The 20,380-nt window shown below is 40.1% G+C and carries 11 protein-coding genes; 6 read left to right on the top strand and 5 right to left on the bottom strand.

Annotated elements, in window-relative coordinates; all coding sequences use genetic code 11:
• Positions 1–198: 198 nt before the first annotated feature.
• On the top strand, positions 199–4,107 hold the full coding sequence (locus tag VJ937_RS05080) for an adenylate/guanylate cyclase domain-containing protein (RefSeq protein WP_324065811.1): 3,909 nt from the start codon (positions 199–201) through the stop codon (positions 4,105–4,107).
• A 364-nt stretch (positions 4,108–4,471) separates the two neighbouring features.
• On the opposite strand, the gene VJ937_RS05075 is transcribed toward VJ937_RS05080, so the two are convergent.
• From VJ937_RS05075 to VJ937_RS05060, 4 genes are read right to left on the bottom strand one after another with little or no spacing between them, the layout of a single operon-like run.
• Entirely contained in the window at positions 4,472–5,944 is a 1,473-nt protein-coding gene (locus VJ937_RS05075) for a DUF5723 family protein (protein WP_324065810.1), read from the bottom strand.
• 10 nt (positions 5,945–5,954) lie between these two features.
• Complete coding sequence (locus VJ937_RS05070; protein ID WP_324065809.1) at positions 5,955–7,661, bottom strand: hypothetical protein; 1,707 nt, start codon at positions 7,659–7,661, stop codon at positions 5,955–5,957.
• 20 nt (positions 7,662–7,681) lie between these two features.
• Complete coding sequence (locus tag VJ937_RS05065; RefSeq protein WP_324065808.1) at positions 7,682–9,748, bottom strand: OmpA family protein; 2,067 nt, start codon at positions 9,746–9,748, stop codon at positions 7,682–7,684.
• Positions 9,749–9,768: 20 nt separating this feature from the next.
• Complete coding sequence (locus VJ937_RS05060) at positions 9,769–10,839, bottom strand: tetratricopeptide repeat protein (RefSeq protein WP_324065807.1); 1,071 nt, start codon at positions 10,837–10,839, stop codon at positions 9,769–9,771.
• A gap of 314 nt (positions 10,840–11,153) precedes the next feature.
• On the opposite strand from VJ937_RS05060, the gene VJ937_RS05055 reads away from it, so the two are divergent.
• The gene (locus VJ937_RS05055; protein ID WP_324065806.1) at positions 11,154–12,104 is read left to right on the top strand and encodes a nitronate monooxygenase; all 951 of its coding nucleotides are present in this window, start codon (positions 11,154–11,156) and stop codon (positions 12,102–12,104) included.
• Between the two features lies 1 nt (position 12,105).
• On the opposite strand, the gene VJ937_RS05050 is transcribed toward VJ937_RS05055, so the two are convergent.
• Positions 12,106–13,023 (bottom strand): mechanosensitive ion channel family protein, encoded by a 918-nt coding sequence (locus VJ937_RS05050; RefSeq protein WP_324065805.1) that lies wholly within the window; start codon positions 13,021–13,023, stop codon positions 12,106–12,108.
• Between the two features lie 252 nt (positions 13,024–13,275).
• Here VJ937_RS05050 and VJ937_RS05045 point away from each other — a divergent pair, with 252 nt between their 5' ends.
• The 4 genes from VJ937_RS05045 to VJ937_RS05030 all read left to right on the top strand — a co-directional run.
• Complete coding sequence (locus tag VJ937_RS05045) at positions 13,276–15,696, top strand: ATP-binding protein (RefSeq protein ID WP_324065804.1); 2,421 nt, start codon at positions 13,276–13,278, stop codon at positions 15,694–15,696.
• Between the two features lie 61 nt (positions 15,697–15,757).
• Positions 15,758–17,212 (top strand): sugar MFS transporter, encoded by a 1,455-nt coding sequence (locus VJ937_RS05040; RefSeq protein ID WP_324065803.1) that lies wholly within the window; start codon positions 15,758–15,760, stop codon positions 17,210–17,212.
• Between the two features lies 1 nt (position 17,213).
• Positions 17,214–18,170 (top strand): ROK family protein, encoded by a 957-nt coding sequence (locus VJ937_RS05035; protein ID WP_057952190.1) that lies wholly within the window; start codon positions 17,214–17,216, stop codon positions 18,168–18,170.
• Positions 18,171–18,197: 27 nt separating this feature from the next.
• The coding region (locus tag VJ937_RS05030; RefSeq protein ID WP_324065802.1) for a GH92 family glycosyl hydrolase at positions 18,198–20,380 on the top strand (2,183 nt) is incomplete at its 3' end.

The raw sequence follows: 20,380 nt of genomic DNA, 5'->3' as shown, positions 1-20,380 counted from the left end.
AACTGATACTCCAAAATCAGGAGTGTGTTTCTATTAATGTTGCGCTTATTGAATATTTTAGCTCAGTTTTTTTGTCCTCGTTTATCTGTCATTCGTCTATTTCTTAAAGCTACTTGTCAAAAAACCGATTGTCATCTCCTGGGGTAATCTTTTAGTTGTCTGATTATTCTTAAATTTATAGACTTACGAAGTGTTTATATGACAAGGTCTTTAGCTTTTATAGCACTTATTTTTGTATTCCTTAACCATGGTTTTGGGCAAGTCCTCAATTTCCGGACTTTTTTCGTCGACGATGGCCTGGCTCAATCACAGGTTACCGCCATTGATGACGATCATTGCGGAAATATATGGCTGGCTACCTATGGTGGAGGAATAGATTGCTTTGATGGACGGGAATTTAAAAACTACGGATTGGCGCAGGGCATGTCCCACCATCAGGTTTTAGATCTCTATGTAGATCAGAATGATGCGGTATGGTGTGCTTTGCAAAGAGGAGGCGTTAATGTTATCAGTAATAATAAAGTAAAACGACTTATGTTGCCCGAGCTTACCAAAACTGCAATGGTGCAAATTACCGGCAATCAAAATAGTGTTTTTACAGCCGCTGAAAATGGGAGTATTTATAAAGCAACAGGCGATTCAGCACTGTCACCCATTCATAACTTTGGAAATGCTACAATTACAGATTTGTGCTTTTTTGAAACCCAATTATTGGTGGCAACTATAGAAAAAGGCATTTGGGTTTATAAAAATAATCAAATGGAGTTGCTCTCAGATATCAATAATGTTACAGCAATCTCTTGTAAAAACGATACTTTGTGGGTTGGGTCGGGACAGATGCTTTATAGCTTAAATATGAACAATAAGGCGAAGCATTTTGAAGTCAGAACAGATAATTTAATTAACGATATCTTCATTGATGAAAATAATGATGTTGTTTGGTTAAGTATTTATGGTAAAGGATTGGGCCAATATGCCGATAAGCAAATAAAATATCTGACAGAAGAAAATGGTTTATCAAGTAACTATACAACCGCCCTATTAAAGGATCAATATGGTTTATTGTGGGTGGGTACCGATGGCTCCGGATTAAACCGTTTTTCAGGCTTTCAGTTTGTCCATTATACTTTTAATCAACGAAAATCTGGAAGTGCAATCATGGATATTATGCGCTACAATAATGCGCTTTGGTTTGCATCTTATGGGAATGGGGTTATTAAAAAAACTGAAAAAAAAGTACAGGTGTTCGATATGCGTGACGGACTTCCATCAAACACCTATTATGCGATTGAAATAACTGAACCCAAAACTTTGTGGATGGCATCACGCACCAATGGACTTGTAAAGATGAATCTCGCTTCAGGTAAAATATCCAACTACAATTCGTCAAACTCTCCGTTGAGCAATAATTTATTATACCTCACTAAAGATGCAAACAATAATCTTTTAATCTCCAGTCGCGACAAGGGGCTGTTTGTGTACCATAAGCATGAGTGGCTGCAAATATCAGTGAAAAATGGCCTTCCCGACAATCACATTAACTATATGTTTTTCGACCATTCAGGCAATTTGTGGCTGGCTACTGCTTCTTCCGGAATTGTTAAAATTCATAAGAAGGACCTGGAAGCCTTCCTGACTGAAACTTCGTCAAATATTAAATACGAGCTGTTTAATCTCCAGGAACAGGCTGAATATCAGCAAGTATTTACCCTTACAGAGGATGCGAATGGTATAATTTGGTATGGCTTATTTGGCGGGGGCATAGGGTGTATTAAAAATGGCGAAGTAAAGCCGATGTCATTGAATCATCAGTTAAATTCTCAAAATGTGTATGGCCTGATTTATGACAAGGAAACCAATAATTTGTGGCTCGGTACAGATAAAGGTATAGCCTCTGTGCAGCTAACAAACCAGTCTGTTGCTGAACAGGTACAGGTGTTGTCTTCAGGTGATGGTTTTATAGGAGTAGAATGTAATCGTAATGCCATGTTTTTGGATACATTGCAACATGGTTTGTGGGTTGGAACTGTTAAAGGGGTTACCCGATTTGTGCCAGAGGAGTACAGCCCACCCAATATTGCCCCACGATTGATGATTACAGGTTTTTCATACCAGGAGCAAAAACTACCTGTTGTCACCTATAAAAATTCTGACCGTATTGACTGGAACAGGGCTCCTGTTATACCCTATGACAGTAATAACGTTGCTATTCATTTTAAGGGCATTGATCAGTGGCAACCCGATGAGGTCAGATACCAGTGGATTTTGGAAGGATTAAAAGATGATTGGCACGATTTAAGAAAACAACAAGTTACAGAGTATACCTATCTTCCACCGGGTAAATATGTCTTTAAACTCAAGGCTGTGAGTGGCCGTGGAATATGGTCGGAATATGCGCTGCATTTACCATTTGTTGTAAATACCCCGTTTTACAAGACAAATACATTTTATATTTTACTTATTGTGTTCTTGTTAAGCGCAATCGCTTTATACGTGTATATGCGGCAGCTTAGTTTGCAAAAACGAAACAGGAAACTGCGCGAAGCTGTAATGGAGCGCACAGAGGCTTTAAATAATGAAAAACTGATTGTAGAGCAGCAAAAGGAAGAGTTGCGGGCGCAAACAGAGCATCTTGAACGGGCAAATCATGAGCTTGAAAAGCTTTCGTTAGTTGCCAGCAAAACAGATAATGCGGTACTTATTGCCGATAAAGATGGCCGATGGGAGTGGATAAATGAAGGGTTTACAAAAATGTATGGTTATTCACTACAGGAATTTATGGCAGAACGTGGCGAAACGATTTTAACATCAAGTACCAGCAATAAAATTAGTCATATTCTCGATGAGGCCGTGCATCTCAAAAAATCTGTGACATATACTGCCAAGGGTTACAGGCGCGATGGCAGTGAAATGTGGGTGCAATCTACATTAACTCCTGTTTTTGATGAAGATGGACAGTTGAAAAGATATGTGGTCATAGATACAGATATAACACACATTAAGCGCATTAATAATGAGCTCAGAAAGTTGTCGCTTGTGGCAAGCAAAACCGATAACTCCGTTATCATGATGGATGGTAAAGGAAAAATTGAGTGGGTTAATGATGCTTTTCACCGTTTTTATGACCTTTCACTTGAAGAATTTAAAACTTTATATCAGAAGACAATATTTGACTTGCACGAAGGCGTTGAACAATTTTTTAATGTAGAAGAGATTGTACAATCACGAAAATCAAAAACTTTTGTTTCATCTTTTGTAACCCGAAAGGGCGTTCACAAATGGATTCAATCTGTTGTGACACCCGTATTTGGAGTAGGTTATGGTAGCGAACAGTTAATTGCTATTGAAACCGATATTACGCGCATCAAAGAGGTGGAAGAGGAAGTCAAGGAACAACGTAAGAAATCGGATGAATTATTACTCAATATTTTACCTGCTGAAACCGCAGAGGAACTAAAATCGCAGGGTATAGCACAGCCAAGGTTTTATAGTTCTGCTTCGGTTTTGTTTGCTGATTTCAAGGATTTCACGGCTTATTGCGAAGAGTTGTCTCCAAAGCAGTTGGTGTCGGAATTGCGCGAATACTTCAACGCTTTTGACGATATCCTGGAAAAATTCTACATCGAAAAAATTAAAACCATTGGCGATGCCTACATGTGTGCTGGCGGCTTGCCCATAAGGAACAGAAGCCATCCCTTTGATATTGTGCTTACAGCGCTGGAAATACAACGTATTACCAGTAGAATTAACGATAATAAAATTGCCGAAGGAAGACATCCGTGGGAGTTGCGTATAGGTGTGCATACAGGTGATCTCGTAGCTGGTGTTGTAGGTAAAAAGAAATTTGCTTACGATATTTGGGGCGAAACGGTTAATATTGCAAGTCGCATGGAAAGTGCCTGCGAAGTCGGACGTATAAATATTTCGGGCGATACCTATGAAATTATTAAAGACTTTTTTACCTGTAAATACAGGGGTAAAATTGAAGCCCGTAATATCGGAAAATACGATATGTATTTTGTAGAAGGTATAAAGCCTGAGTATGCAAAAGATACGGAGGGTTTTGTTCCCAATGCTATATTCCGGGAATATCTTGCTAAACTATAGATAGTTCTAATAATTAGTAGCTTTTGATTTTATGAGCCTGACCCGCCATATCAATAGATATCAGGGGATTTTTATAGGTTTTTTTAAAAATGCATAGTGTGACTGTTTCGAATAATTAAAAATGCTCATTTAAAAACCATTAAATTTTTAGAGCCCTTTTATAAAAAAAACCGGTCTGAGAGACCGGTTTCGTTGTGCTGATTGGTCAGAGAGAGCTATGAGAAAAATTGTCTGACCTATAATGTCCAATTAAGATGCCATATTCTTTTATTGCTTGACGCGTAGTGAAATAGCTTTGAATGCATTGTTAAATATTTGTTCGCTAACGAACGCCTGTTGCTTCAATAGCGAACAGGTGCCAGTTTTATTCAATCAATGCAGCCTTGTCTTTTTTGTAACCAAATATCCAGTTTACACCCATTCTTATGTTAACGTCGCGGGCAGTTTGCGGGAATACCTCTTCCAGTACATGGTCACTCATGATGTACATTTGCACCGGGCCAAAGCGGCCTGCAAAGCCAATTCCGATATTGTCGAAATTGTCTTCCATAACGGTGTATGTTATAGTTGCCGATATGTGATTGGTGTTGGCATTGGCAGATATTGAAACGGCTGAATTAAGCTCGCCATCATGAATCACGCCCCGGTAAAGTCCGCCGAATCCAATCGCATCTGTAATATTATATGTACCTCCCACGTATACTCTGGTTGGTAGCCAGGTTTTGTAGCTGCTTACACCAGTTTTTTTAATGTCAAGCACTCTGAGCAGGCTGTCCTCATAAGTTTCACCAATGTCAGGCTCAGTGGTGGTAGTATCATTGTCATCAATGTAATTAACTCCATCAATACCCTCAAAAAAGAATTTTCCACCTCCGCTAACTTCTGCTACATTGGTGTTCCATTGTATGAATCCAATATCGGTGACACTGGCAAACGCTTTTAATTCGGGCATAATTTCATATTCGGCACCCAGGTCAATGGCAAATCCCGGGTTGCTGAAATCATAACCTAAATTATTAATGATTTCGTTTGTTTCCAGTTCTGTGGTTTCAGAAACAAGTGAATCGCCCTGAAAATCGTAATAAAGGTCTTCAAGGATAAATGCAGGTTGGGAGGCGCGCATTTGTATATCGCTTTGCAATATTAATGAGTCATTATATGAATCCAGGTAGAGATCGGTTTTTACTGTTTCAACATTGGCAAGTCCGGCAAGGGCCTTTGCTTTTATGCCTACTTTAAGCTCAGGCATTATTTCCATTGAAGCACCAAGGCCTACTTCCAGATAACTCATAAAATCCACACCAAATCCGGAAAGGTCCATGTTGGGCGAAATGTCAGGATGCGCATTTCCTTTTACCATTAATTCGACTAGACCTCCTGGGAAACTTAAACCCACATTTGTGCGTGTTGTGGCATTGAATGACCAGTAAAGTTTTTTTGTTCTGAAACCAAAATTCAGAATGTTGTTGTTTATTCCAATAGTAAGGTGGTTAACCTTGTCAAGTTTATCCACAAAATTCAGTGCATCATTATGTGAGTTAAATGCCCATATCAGAGAATCGGAATAAATCCCGTCCCCGCCATAAATAAAATCGTTGTACGCAAATGAACTGCTGTGGAAATTTATATCGAGGTCGGGTAGGAGCTGACCTGAAAAGGGAGAAATGAGGCCTCCCATGTGTCCGTTATAATCTGTTTGAAATGCCGGGTTCAATCTGCTTGTTTGCGGCAGGGTTCTCATATTATACATCGATATGCTTTCCTGTGCCCAGGCATTGCTGCTAAGCAATACAGCTGCTATTACAATAAAAATTTGATATATATATTTTTTCAGCATGGCCTATTATTTACAAGTTTTCGTTTACATCAAGTTTGAAGTCCACATTTACATCGAAATCCATTTCATAAAAATCATAGAACTTTACATATGGCGCATCTGGTGCATCTCCATCTGTGGTCATGAATTTTACTTTTAGTAGCATGTATTTTACGTTGTCTATCACATCTACACTTTCATTTTCATATGTAATGGTGGAACTTACAACAGTTTTACCTGTTTCCTGATTGATGAGTGAGTCAGCTCCGATAATGCCCGATTCTACTATTATAAGTGTATCATTTGGGTTGTCGTTGCTGTTTGGTATGCTATCTACAATATTGTATGTGGAATCCATCAGGTAACCTTTTACCCCGATATTGTGCGGGAATCCATTTCCAATTGTGAGCTTCAGGTTTAAATAATCCAAATAATCGTTCTCATCTCCAATATCGCCCAGGTCCATGTCAATGGTATCGGAATAGGTAATGCCTGAGGTTCTTCCCCAAATTGGTATTTCAAAGTCCACTATTGCTTCAACGCGGCTTTCAGCAGCCATAAAGTTGTTTCGCATACCGGTTTCATCGGGGTTGATCTCTACAGTTTCGGCAAATTTCAGGTTGTTGGGTAGTCTGGAGACTAGCGAATCAATATTTGATCCCTGTCCTGTAATCATAATAGTTGTATCGGCTACAGGAATTTCAGGGTAGTTGGATTCCGGTATTGGTATGTGCCAGGGGTTTGCTTCGGTTGGGATGTCTGAACCGGTAACATCTTCCCAAGTGTCATCAACTTTTAGTTGTAATGTATTCATAAAAACTCCAACCGGGATACCGAAAGAGTTAAAAATATTAATTTTTAATCTTGGGTCATACAGTTGAAATTCCCCGTATTCAAATTCATTGAAAAGATCAATGTAAATATTGTTTTCCGGGATGTTGATTAATTGATTACCAATATAGCCCCATACATAATCGTATTCAATATCTCTGAATGTTACATCGATATCGCAAATATCGTCTGCATTTACATTGCCGCTTCCGGTGCTTTCATAATACTCAAGTTCATAGGTGATAAAGAATACGTTGGAGTCTGGGATTGCAAATTCTGTAAAATCCAACATGTAGCCGTCGAGATCGTCGAATGTTTCAGAATAACTAAAGTTCCCCGATGCATTGTTTATATCGATTACTTTTTGGTATAGCTGGCCATCTTTTCTGAGTGTGGGGAAGGTTAATGTTAAATCGCCTTCAAATTCAAAGCTTGAATTTACATCTATATCAAGTAACGAGGATTTTACTTTTACGCTGTCGAGCAGTTGGTTCTCGGCTGATGCTACAAAAAGGTAATTTACATCAGCTTTCACCATTTTTACAGTATCGTTATTGAATCCGCCTGCATCCTGGTAATCTTGTTCGTTAAAGATGGTATCATAATTCTGATCGGGGAAAACTATTTCCTCTTCGGCAATTGCCGTGTAGGCTGTATCGGAATAAACCAGGTATACAAGACCTTCATCATCGGTATAAATGAGCCCGCTGCTATCGACCAGGTTAAGGATATCTTCCATCGCAAATGTGGTAGATACAACTGGGAAATTCCATTGCGACTCATTCTCCATGTGCATACTAAGCTTATCAAGATCGAAGTTGTCATCAACACAACTACTTGTAACCCACAGCATCAAAAATGTTGCTGCCAGTATTTGAATTAGATATTTGATTTTTTTTCCAAGCATGTTCCCGGTATTTTGGATTGTTATTTATGACTTATAATTTTAAACTCAACGCGACGGTTTCTTTGTCTGCCTTCCTCTGTATCGTTGCTTGCAACGGGCTGCAGATAGGCATAACCTTTATAAGTTAGTCTGTTTTGCTCAACCCCTTGTGCTACAAGGTAATCGACAACTGATTTTGCGCGTTTTTCTGATATTTTTTTATTTACAGCCAGCGAACCTTTGTTGTCCGTATGGCCGGAGATTTCGATTTTAAGTTTTGGGTAAGCTTCCAGGAGTTTTACTACTCTGTTTAGCTCTGGATAGGAAGTTGTGCGTAATACTGCTTTCCCAAATTCGAAGAAAATGTTGTTCAGGATTACTTTTGTTCCTGCTGCCAGTTTATTCATTTCAATATCCTTCACAATTTCCTGGTATTTGGTGGCAGGTGGTATATTAAAGTTTTCTGAATGGAACAGATAATCTTTGGCTTTAATAGTCATGGCATAGTTTTTACCAGAAGGTAACGAAACCAAATATTCTCCGCCTTCACTTGATTCACTTGTCATAATTACAGAATCGGCCTCATTGTCGGTAATTTCAATCTCTGCCTGAATCGGGTCGTTGGTAATTGCATCGTAAATTTTACCTTTTACAATGGTAAGCCTTATGGTTTTAATATCAACAGTTTTTTCAATTACTGTCTCTGTAATGGGTTTGGCCATGCTGGCGATGAGCATATCTTCCGAGCTTTGGATGAGTGGCTTTTCTGGTCCGAGGAATATGATTTCGTATATATCAAAATCATCACCATCGCGGCCTCTTGAGCTGTAATAACCATAACGGCCGTTGGCTGTTACGCCAAAAAATAAATCGTCGCCAGGTGTATTAATCGGGTATCCGAGGTTCTCTGGTGAGCTCCATGTACCATCCGATTGTTTTTCGGATTTGAATAGGTCGTATCCGCCCATGCTGGTGTGTCCCTTGGAACTAAAATAAATGGTTTGTCCGCTCGGATGCAGGAAGACCCCCTCTTCATCATATATAGAATTTAGTGTCCCACCTACATTAACCGGTTTACCCCATTTTTTATTACTTTTTCTGCGCATTGACCTGTAAATATCCTGCCCGCCAATTTTCTGATCATCATCGCGGTCGCTGGTAAAATACATTGTGCGGTTGTCATAGGCTATTGTCACTGAGCTTTCGCGGGCGCTTGAGTTAACTTTGCTAAATTCTTTATCTTTAGGCGACCGCCATTTGCTTTTTTTGTATTCAGCTTTGTATAAATCGCCATTGTTTTTTTGTCCGTCAAATAATAAGAGTTGCATGCCGTTAGGAGAGAGTCCTATTACAGCGTTGTTGTGTTTTTCGTTTATTTTTTTCGATAAATTGCCTTTAAAAAGCCAGTCGCGCTCGCGTTTGCCGGCCCAGAATATGTTTTCGGTATATTGGCCTGTGTTTTCGTAAATGTCGTCGTGCTTGTCGTATGGACGCTTCGATGAAAAATACATTTTTGTGCCATCGGGTGGAATCACCGGAGCGAAATCGTCGTATTTTGAGTTAATAGCGGCAATGGATGTCGTAAAAACCCTGGCTGTGTCAGCCATGTAGTCTATTCCGTACCTGCATTCGCTAATGCGTTTTTTGAGCATTTTATCTTTATACCCCAGTTGTTCTGCTGTAAGGGTGTTTTTGTATTCATTGTATTTTGAGATGGCCTCCTCAAATTTGTAATTGAGGTGTAATGCCCTGGCGTAATAAAAAACCAGGTCAGGATGTGCTGTTTTATTTTGGTTGTAAGCTTTTTCAAGGTAATATAAGGCTTTGTCGGCAGGTACCGATTTCAAATATGACATACCGAGCATATAAGTCAATGCAGCATTATCGCTGATTTTATCGTAGGCGTTTTGAAAGTGCACAGCTGCCTGTTTGTACGATGCAAAAGTACCATCTTTAAAAGCCCTCTTGCCTTTTCTTACTTGTTTCTTGGTGTTCCAGCGCTCCTTGAATTCAGTGAATTTGTCGTTGTCGAGTTTTACTTTAACCCGCTGGCTAAATCCCGTATTGCTGATAAAAGCAAAGATAAGTATGAGAAATATATATCGCATGATGGTCATGTTTTCAGGTTTTATTTTTCGTTGCAATAAATCAAAAAGTCATTTGCTCTCTCAACTCCCAGCTCAACTGCTTTGCTCCAATCGGCACAGGCTCCATCGAAATCTTTGAGCATTTCTTTGGCGTTTCCACGGTTCATGTATGCTATGCCGTAATCAGGATTCATTTCAATTGCTTTTGTAAGGTTTTCGATGGCTTCTTCATATTTGTGCAGTTTGATTAATGCCGTGCCAAGGTTATTGTAAGCGTAAAGATAATCGGGCTTTATCTCAATCGCTTTTTTGTAATCTTTTACGGCACCTTCGAAGTCTTTGTCCTGATAGCGGGCAAAACCACGGTTGTTGAATGCCAGATGCATGGTCGAATCCATCTTGATGGCAAGGCTGTACTCTTCAATGGCTTCTTTGTAATCGCCTTTGGCCCGTTTTACTGAGCCCAGGTTGTTGTAAGCCATTGACATTTGCGGGTCAAGGTGTATGGCTTTGTTGTAGTCTTCAATCGCACCTTTATAATTTTCAACCTTTCTTCTTGCACTACCACGGTCATGATAGGCATAAGTAAAATCAGGATTTAGATTAATGGCAATTGTGAAATCGCTAATGGCACCATCATATTCATTATTCCTGAAATCAATTACACCACGGTAATAATAAAGGTTGGCGTTTTTTAGTTTAAGTTCTATGGCTTTTGAATAATCGGCATGTGCATTTTGCAAATCTTCCATTAAATCATAAGCCCTTCCCCGGTTGTAATAAGCATATGCCAGATTGCTGTCTATTTTTACGGCCATGGAGAGGTTTTCAATGGCTTCATTATATTTTTCCAGCCTGATTTGTGTACTCCCCAGGTTTAAATATGCTTTGGCAAATTTATCATCATGTTTCAGTGCCTGCTTAAAGCTGGCTACTGCCTGTTCAAATTTACCGCCGTTAAAATGGCGTATTCCCTTGTTGTAGGCTAATTCTGCTTCCTGGTTTTTAGCAGCCACCAGTGTAGGGTCATCAAATAGCTGCGGCTCCTTAACCTGCCCTATAGAAAGTAGCGGGAACAAGAGCATAATCCATAGCACTATGCTTTTTTTCATTTTATTTATTTTTGAAATGTATTGATTGCTAATAACTGAATGTCTCTATTAATCAAAAATAGTATTTTTATAACTTATTGCAAAGTTAGTAAAACTTTGTGCTAATTAGGAACTTGTACGATAGTGTTACGATTCTGTTACCTCTAATTTGAGGTAACTGGTATTTTTTTAGATGAAATAATGCTTTTAGCTTGTTAACAGTATATAAGAACCTGTGTTTTATTTAAAACATATTTGCTTTTTATGTTTTTACAAACCATTGGCTTGTTATTTGATATGTGTTTTTGCAAATCTGTAGATATTGATATTGACTTATGAAGACTTTGGATAAATTACTAAATATTAAATATCCCTTATTGCTTTCGCCTATGTTTATGGTAACCAATGAGAATATGGTTGCTGCAGCTATTGATGCAGGAGCTACCGGGGCTTTGGTTGCTCATAATTACAGAAGTTCGGAAGCTTTGAGGAATGGTATACGTAATTTGAAATCGAAAAACAGAACTCCTTTTGGGGTGAATCTGACATTGGATTTTGGTAATGAATTATTTCATGAAAACCTGCAGGTTTGTGCTGAGGAGCAAGTTGATTTTATCATCACTTCCCTTGGAGATCCTAAAGAAGTAATAGATAAAGTAAAACCGCTAGGTGTAAGGGTTTTTTGTGATGTTATACATGAGCGTCATGCTGCAAAAGCTGTGGAGAGAGGTGCCGATGCGCTCATTGCTGTGAATAAAGATGCCGGGGGACATGCCGGAATCTATACTGCCGAAGAGCTTATTTCAGATTTAAAGGCCAGGTTTGATATTCCTGTAATTTCTGCAGGAGGAGTTTCGTCCAGTGAGGAGATGAAAAAAGTGATGGATATGGGCGCAGCCGGGGTTTCTGTTGGATCGGTCTTTATCGCTACGCATGAAAGCAATGTAAGTGATGAGTATAAACAGGCTATTATTGAGGGCGGTGCATCAGATATTATTCTTACAAAACGAATTTCAGGTGTCCCAATGACAGTTATAAAAACCAGCTACATTAAGTCAATAGGCGATGAAAGATCGTGGCTTGAGCGTAAACTGAAAAAGCGTAAACGTACCCGACGCGTATTACGCAAGGCGCTTGCCGGTGCAGGTTTAAATCGTTATCAACACTACGTGGTGGGTCCTGATTATCAAAAGGTGTTTTGCGCAGGTCCTTCAATTGCCAGGGTTAATAAAGTACATTCTGTAAAGGACGTTGTGCAGCGTATTGCTGGTGCTAATGCCCAATAATTTAATCGGCTCGCAGAGGCTTTTTGCCTTCGTTTCTGTTGTCGTAATACCGTATAGATGGATAAGCAAAGTCTATATCGTCGTTTTGCTTGAATCTTCTTAAAATATCTTCCCAAATCTGCTCTGCCATATATCTTCTTTCTTTTGAAATTACAAGGTATCTCGTTGAAAGTAGTACACCACTTTCTTCTACACTTGTATACACCTTAGGAGAGAGGTTTTTATAAAATATAAGATATTTTTTTGCAGCATGTTTTATTTCACGCTGGGCATGCTCCACATCTTTAGCTGTATGATGTGTCGTAATTTCCTGAATAATTGCTTTTGCTTTTTCCCAATCGCTTTCGAATGTTACCAAAACACTTATTTCATCCCAAATGTACTGAAAACCTGTGGTGTAATTTGCCAGTTTATGGCTAAAAACCGATGCATTGGGGATGTGAATTACCCGTCCGGTGCTTTGGTCGGCACCTACCCAGTTGCCTATTTCAATGAGTGTAAATTGAAACAAGCGAATATCAATTACATCGCCTTTGTGCTCACCTACCTCCACCCTGTCTGATAGTTCAAATGGCTTTCGCCAAATAATAAACAGCCAGCCTGCCAAATCAGTGATTGGGTCTTTAAGGGCAATTGCTAAACCTGCCGAAACCAGACCAAAAAATGTGGCCAGTGAATCGAACTTTACCAGCCATAAATCTGCTACCAATAAAATGAAAATGATAAAAGATACCCGTTTAATGATCTTTCTCAAGCGGTACTGTTTCTTCAGGTCTTCAACCCACTTATGAACAAGCCCGATGCTAATGCGCGAAAGAATCCAGATTACCAATGCCGTTATGATCGTTTTATAAAACTTTATTTGTAGCGAAATTGATATTCCGGTATAAGATTTGACGAATTCAAATAGCTCTTCCATGTTATAGACACTTTGTATCCAAAGTAACTATTTTTTATGTGATGAGCAAAAAACAATTCATAGGTAGCTTCGTTTCCTGGGTGTGAAATTTTATGTTCTATAAAATTCCGTATCTTTATTAATTCAATGAGACAAGCATGATTAAAATAATTCTTAAACACACAAGCAGGAATGATTATTTTACATCATGCGGTTCCATCCCGATTAGTCATCGGGACAGGTTATGACCACTAAAATCAAAATTATAAACGGATGAAAAGCGTTAAGCACATATTGTTGATTTACAGTCTGCTTTTTTTGGCTTTGCCAGGAGCACTTGCCAATAGCTATGGTGTGCTTGACCTTTTTGAGTGGAACCCCGATACTTTTCGTAAACTTACATGTAAATGGTATTTTGTACCGGGAAAACATGTTTTTTCTGCCGATACCCTATCTAACCATTATTTTATTAAAACAGGCAAATCGTGGAATAATGAGGAGGTAGGTGACTCAGTTATGGGTAAAAACGGGTACGGCACCTATGAGCTTGATTTAATTTTACCCGACACGACTTTGGAATATGGCCTGGATCTAGGTTCTGTAGCCAGTTCGTATGCGCTGTACGTCGATGGACAATTAATAAAAAAAGTTGGAGAACCTTATGGTACAGCAAAAACATATAGACCTGAATTTAATACACAAATAGCCACATTTAAATCTGAATCAAAGCGGGTTAAAATTACTATTCATGTAACCAATTTTGATTACAGTAAAGGAGGGGTCTGGCGCGAAATCAGGATCTCAAAGGCCAGTAAGCTGGAACTAAGGCGGCAAAATCGAATCAATTTTATTTTTTTGCTGTTTGGAGGTATTTTGGTGATGAGTTTATATCATGCCGGCCTTTATTTGTTGAGGCGTAAAGAAAAATCATCACTTTATTTTTTCTTTTGGACATTTGCTGCTGCCTTCAGGCTTCTGTTTTCAGGTCGTTATTTTCCAGCCCTGGATATGTTTTATGTAGACTGGTTCTGGACTGTGAAGATTGAATACCTTACATTTTATCTCTCTATTCCACTGTTTTTGAAATTTGTAGCAGAGCTTTTCCCCAGAAGCGTCGATAAATATATATTGAGGACAGTATTAATTTTTGGAGCTTTAGGTTCTTTAGTTGTACTGGTTACACCTGTAAGTTTTTTTACGTATTCAGTTGTTGTTTATCAGTTGTTTACATTTGTGTGTATCGGATATGTTTTCATAGTGCTTTACCGTATTCTTGGCAGTAACGAACCCGGCAGTAAAACCTTTTTATTGGGCTTTTTGGTATTAGCTGTTACAGTTGTGCATGATATTTTATCAGCCCATTACTTGTTTTCCAATGGTTCATGGTTCAGCACGGGCCTGGTTTTTTTCGTTGTATCACAGGCCTATTTGCTTGCCTCCCGTTTTACAAGTACCTTCTCGCGTGCTGAAGTGCTAAGTAATCAGCTGAATTATATGAATGTGCATCTGGAGAAAATTGTGGATGAGCGTACTCAGAAGCTACAGGATGCCAATGAAGAATTGAAAGAGAAAAACGAAGAGGTCTCAAGGCAATCAGACCAGATGGCCATAATGAATAAAGAACTTAGAAAGTTGAGTGTTGCAGCCAGTGAAACTGACAACGCCATTATCATTACTAATAAAGATGGAGAAATTGAATGGGTAAACAGGGGATTTGAACGTTTGTATGGTTATTCTTTGGGCGAAATGCAGCAGCGGTTTGGCAATAATCTGAAGACAGCCGGACGCAGTAAGTACATCGAGACATTGATAAAGCAGGTAATCGACACACGGAAATCTGTAAATTATGAATCGACTGTTGAGGCACACGATGGAAGTAAAATTCAGGTTCAAACAACGCTTTCTCCCATTATGGATGCCAATAATGAGCTCATTTACCTTGTGGCAATCGACACCGATATACGAAAGCTTAAAAAAGTAGAGCGAGAGCTTAAAAAGTCCAATAGTGCCAAAAATAAACTATTTTCCATTATTGCACATGACCTCCGCAGTCCTTTTAACTCTCTTTTGGGGCTTACAGAGCTGATGTTGGCCCGCTATAAAGAATTGTCTTCTGAAGAACTCTTGCAATTTCTTAAAGATTTAAACGAAGTATCACAAAAAACCTATTACCTGTTGCTCAATTTGCTCGAATGGTCAAGAACTCAAAGAGATAAGATTGAAATAAACCCACAGAAACATAACCTGGCAGCACTTTTGGATGAAACATTGGGCCTGTTTACAACTTCGTTTGAAAATAAGAATCTGAAATTGGAAAAAGATGTTCCTGAAGACTTACATGTTTTTTCCGATTATCAATCATTTAGCACTGTGATGCGCAACCTGATTTCGAATGCAATAAAATTTACACCTCGTAATAAGCACATACATATTTCAGCAAAAGAATCGGGTGCTTTTATTGAAATTGCTGTGCGTGATGAGGGTATTGGTATTTCTCCTGACAATGTTAAACGTTTGTTTAGTGCAGAAGAGAGTTACTCTACCGAAGGTACGGAGCAGGAAAAAGGCACAGGCCTCGGGTTAATGCTTTGTAAAAGCTTTGTGGAGAAGAACGAAGGAACCATCGATGTGGAGAGTAAAGTGGGATATGGTACAACCTTCCGCGTTCGGATTCCTGCTGCTCCATGGGCATGATTTTATTTTGAGTTAAGCCGAAAAATTGGCATCTTTAGCGGATTTTTAATGATAATTCGCTATGGAAAATGCCCGTAAAACGTCTGCAAACCGCCTGGCGCTTATTGTAGTGACTACACTTTTTTTTATGTGGGGATTTATTACCTGCATGAATGATATTCTGATCCCATACCTCAAAAAGGTTTTTGAATTGAATTACTTCAGAGCTATGCTCGTTCAGTTTGCCTTTTTTGGTGCTTATTTTATCGGATCATTAACCTATTTTATTGTATCGGCTACCAAAGGAGATCCAGTTTTGAGGCTTGGTTACAAAAAGGGTATAATAGCAGGTTTGCTTGTCAGTGGTTCGGCGCTGATTATTTTTTGGCCGGCTGCGGCGCTGCACAGTTACGAGCTGTTTCTGAGTGCACTTTTTATTTTAGGTTTGGGATTTACCCTATTGCAAATCACAGCAAATCCATATGTGGCTATTCTCGGACCCGACGAGACTGCCTCTTCGCGCTTAAACCTGGCACAAGGTTACAACAGCCTCGGTACTACCATTGCCCCGATCATTGGAGGCTACCTTATTTTTCATTATTTTGCTAAGTATGGGCAACCATTGCTAAATAGTGCAGGTAATCAAATATTTACTGATGATGGTGCACAAATGACTGCCTTTGCCGTACAGGCTCCGTATATGATTTTTGCAGCCATGTTCTTTGTTTTGGCCTTAATCGTGTATAAAACCAATTTGCCCCGGGTAACCGAGGGCGAAGAGGTCGAATTCTCTGCAGGCGCTTTGCGTTACAGGAACCTGGTTTTTGGTATGATAGCTATCTTTATGTATGTAGGCGCCGAAGTGAGTATTGGCAGTATCATGATCAATTATATTAAGCAGCAACTCAATACAGGCGAAATGCTGGCTAAGTCATACCTTGCCTTTTACTGGGGCGGAGCAATGATTGGTCGCTTTTTGGGAGCAATTAGCATGGGAAGCACCAGCCAATCGATGCAAAAAACACTGAAAATGATCGGTACGGCTTTTGGTGTTTTTATGCTGATTTACCTGATTGTATACATCGAAAGCGGATTTACATTTGCTTTAAGCCAGGTATATCCGTTTGCCGGTTTCCTTATATTGAACCTGATTGCATTCCGCATTGGCCGAAGCCTGCCTCATCGTACCCTGTTCCTTTTTGCATTAATGAATATTGTATTGCTAACAACAGCTTTGTATACCGGAGGTCTTGTTTCTATGTGGTGCATTGTGGCAATAGGTTTGTTTAACTCTATCATGTGGTCCAATATTTTTACACTGGCCATTCGCGATTTGGGTAAACACACAAGTCAGGGATCTTCCTTACTGGTAATGATGATACTGGGGGGCGCAATTATTCCGCTGATACAGGGAGCGGTAGCAGATGCTGTTTCGGTGCACATGTCGTTTTTTGTGCCCATATTTTCTTATATTTATTTGGCCTTTTATGGCAAAGAGGGTTACAAACCCCGGAAATGGAATTTAAAAAAATTGTAAAATGAAGGATATAGTTGCAGGTATTGATATCGGAGGTACCAACTCAGAAGTTGGATTGGTTGATAATGAGGGAAATGTGCTTGATAGAGCATCAATGAAAACCCGGGCCCACGGAAAGGATTTTTCTGCTTATCTAGAAGATTTGTCCCGGCTAATAAATGATTTGGTGAAAACAAATGCAGTTTCATTGGTTGGCATTGGCATTGGTGCCCCGAACGGAAATATTAATAATGGAAGTATAGAACATGCTCCAAACCTCGATTGGAAAGGAATTGTACCTTTTTGCGAGAAGCTGCAGGTTCATTTCCCTGAAATTCCAATAAGGCTTACGAACGATGCCAATGCGGCAGCTTTGGGCGAAAAGCTTTTTGGCAACGGTAAAATGATCGATAATTTTCTTACCATCACCCTCGGTACTGGTGTTGGAAGTGGTTTTATTGTAAACGGACAATTAATGTACGGGCACGATGGTATGGCCGGAGAAGCCGGACACACTGTGGTCGATCCCAACGGGCGCGTATGTGGATGTGGTCGGAGAGGTTGCCTGGAAACTTATGTTTCTGCTTCAGGTATTGTGCGCACAGCTGCAGAACAGTTATCTATTCATCACTTTCAAAGTAAACTGGCAGATATACCCTTTAGTGAGTTGGAGTCGAAAACAATTGCCGATTTGGCCGCCAAAGGAGATGTGGTAGCGCAAAAGGTGTTTGAAATTACGGGTCGCACACTGGGGATGAAACTGGCCGATTTTGTGGCCATTACCAGCCCGAAGGCTATTTTTATTGCCGGCGGGGTGGTCAATGCCGGAGAACTGTTGCTTAAACCCGTGCGCGAACATATGGAAGCCAATCTCTTGAGCATCTACAAGGGAAAGGTGCGCATCGAAAAATCAGGACTGCCCGGTATCGATTCTGCCATACTAGGCGCAGCGGCACTCATCTGGAGTCAAAATAAGTAGCATTGCTACTGCTAAATATACTGCAATATGAAGTTTTTGGGTCTTGCAACAGCATTGATGCTGCTTTTTACATCATGCAGCAACAACAATAGCCTAATTGAAAAAGTTAACCCCTTCATTGGTACCGGAGGCCACGGACATACATACCCCGGCGCCACTTATCCTTTCGGGTTTGTACAATTAAGTCCCGATACCCGGCTCACGGGCTGGGATGGTTGTTCTGGCTATCATTACAGCGACGAGCGCATTTATGGTTTTAGTCATACCCACCTGAGTGGCACGGGTGTGAGCGATTACGCCGATGTGTTGCTGATGCCACGCACAGGACCGGTTGTATGGCAAAATGGGTATCCCGATACTACAGGTTATTTTAGTCATTTTTCGCATGAAAAAGAGTATGCTGAACCCGGTTATTATAGTGTTTCACTCGATGATTACGATGTGGATGTGGAGCTCACGGCAACTGCTCATTGTGGATTTCATAAATATCAGTTTCACAATGCCGAAGAAGCACACGTTATACTAGACCTTAATCACCGTGATCAGGTCATAGATGCATGGTTTGAGCAGATCTCAGATAGCGAAATTGCCGGTTTGCGCAGAAGCAAAGCATGGGCACGCGATCAATACATCTATTTTGTTATGCGTTTCAGTGAACCTGTAATGGATTTAAAAGTAAGGAATAAAGGAAAAGAATTACAAACTCAAAAACGCTATTCGGGTAAAAAACTTAAAGCAGCATTGTTTTTTGAAGAGCCAGATGAGGTAAAGGTAAAAGTGGGACTTTCGGCTGTTGATGTTGAAGGGGCAAGAAAAAATCTGGAGGCAGAAATTGAAGCATGGGATTTCGATCAGGTAAGAAAAGCGACTCAGGCTGCCTGGGAGAACGAATTGGGTAAATTTGTTGTTAAGGGTGGAACTCACGATCAACAGGTGAGTTTCTATACTGCTTTGTATCACAATATGATTGTGCCCAATATTTTTACTGATGTGGATGGACGTTACCGCGGTCATGATTCTGCTATTCATCATGCAGGTGCACATCCCCAATATACCGTTTTTTCTTTATGGGATACTTACAGAGCCACACATCCGCTTTATACGCTGATGGATACGGCCAGAACCAATGATTTTATTCATTCGTTTCTACGCATTTATGAGCAGGGTGGGCGGCTACCAGTTTGGGAACTGGCCGGAAATGAAACCGATTGCATGATTGGCTACCATTCCGTTCCTGTAATCGCCGATGCCATACAAAAGGGAATTGGCGACTTTAATCAACGGCTTGCACTTGAGGCCATGCAGCATAGTGCAATGCAAGACCATTTTGGGCTTGATGCTTATCGGGAAATGGGCGTAATTCCGCTGGACCGTGAGCATGAATCAGTTTCCAAGACATTAGAATATGCCTTTGACGATTGGTGTATAGCCCAGTCAGCGCAGATGTTGAATAATGAAACCGTAACTGAACAATTTCTTAACAGGGCACAGTTTTATAAAAATTTGTACGATCCTTCAACAAACTTTTTTAGAGCCCGTGAAAATGGCGGCTGGTTAACCCCGTTTGATCCGCGTGAGGTGAATTTTCATCATACCGAGGCCAATGCCTGGCAATATACTTTTTATGTACCGCAGGATGTGCAGGGTATGATTCAATTGATGGGAGGTGATGATGCCTTTACAGCCAAACTCGACAGTCTGTTTACGGTAGAAAATAAAACCACGGGCAGGCACCAGGTTGATATTACAGGACTCATTGGCCAGTATGCGCATGGTAATGAACCCTCACACCATACAGCTTATTTGTACAACTATGCCGGTAAACCCTGGAAGACCCAACAGATGGTACGCCGCATTATGACTGATTTTTATGAAAATGCACCCGATGGTCTGGCAGGGAATGAAGACTGCGGCCAAATGTCGGCGTGGTATGTTTTAAGTGCCATGGGCATGTACCCGGTAAATCCCGCTGATGGTATTTTTGTACTGGGCTCGCCCATTTTCGATGAGGTTACCCTTAACCTTGAAAATGGGCTCCAATTTACCATAAAAGCTGAAAATAATGGCGCTGAGCAAATTTATGTGCAGCGCATGATGCTTAATGACAAGCCATACCATAAAAGTTTTATCGATTATGAGACGATAATGAAAGGCGGATCGTTTGTGTTTTTCATGGGCGAAAAGCCCAATAAGGAGTTGGGAGCTGATCC

Source organism: Salinivirga sp., assembly GCF_035268865.1.
Classification (GTDB): Bacteria; Bacteroidota; Bacteroidia; order Bacteroidales; family Salinivirgaceae; genus Salinivirga.
This window is presented reverse-complemented; position numbering and strand designations above follow the sequence as displayed.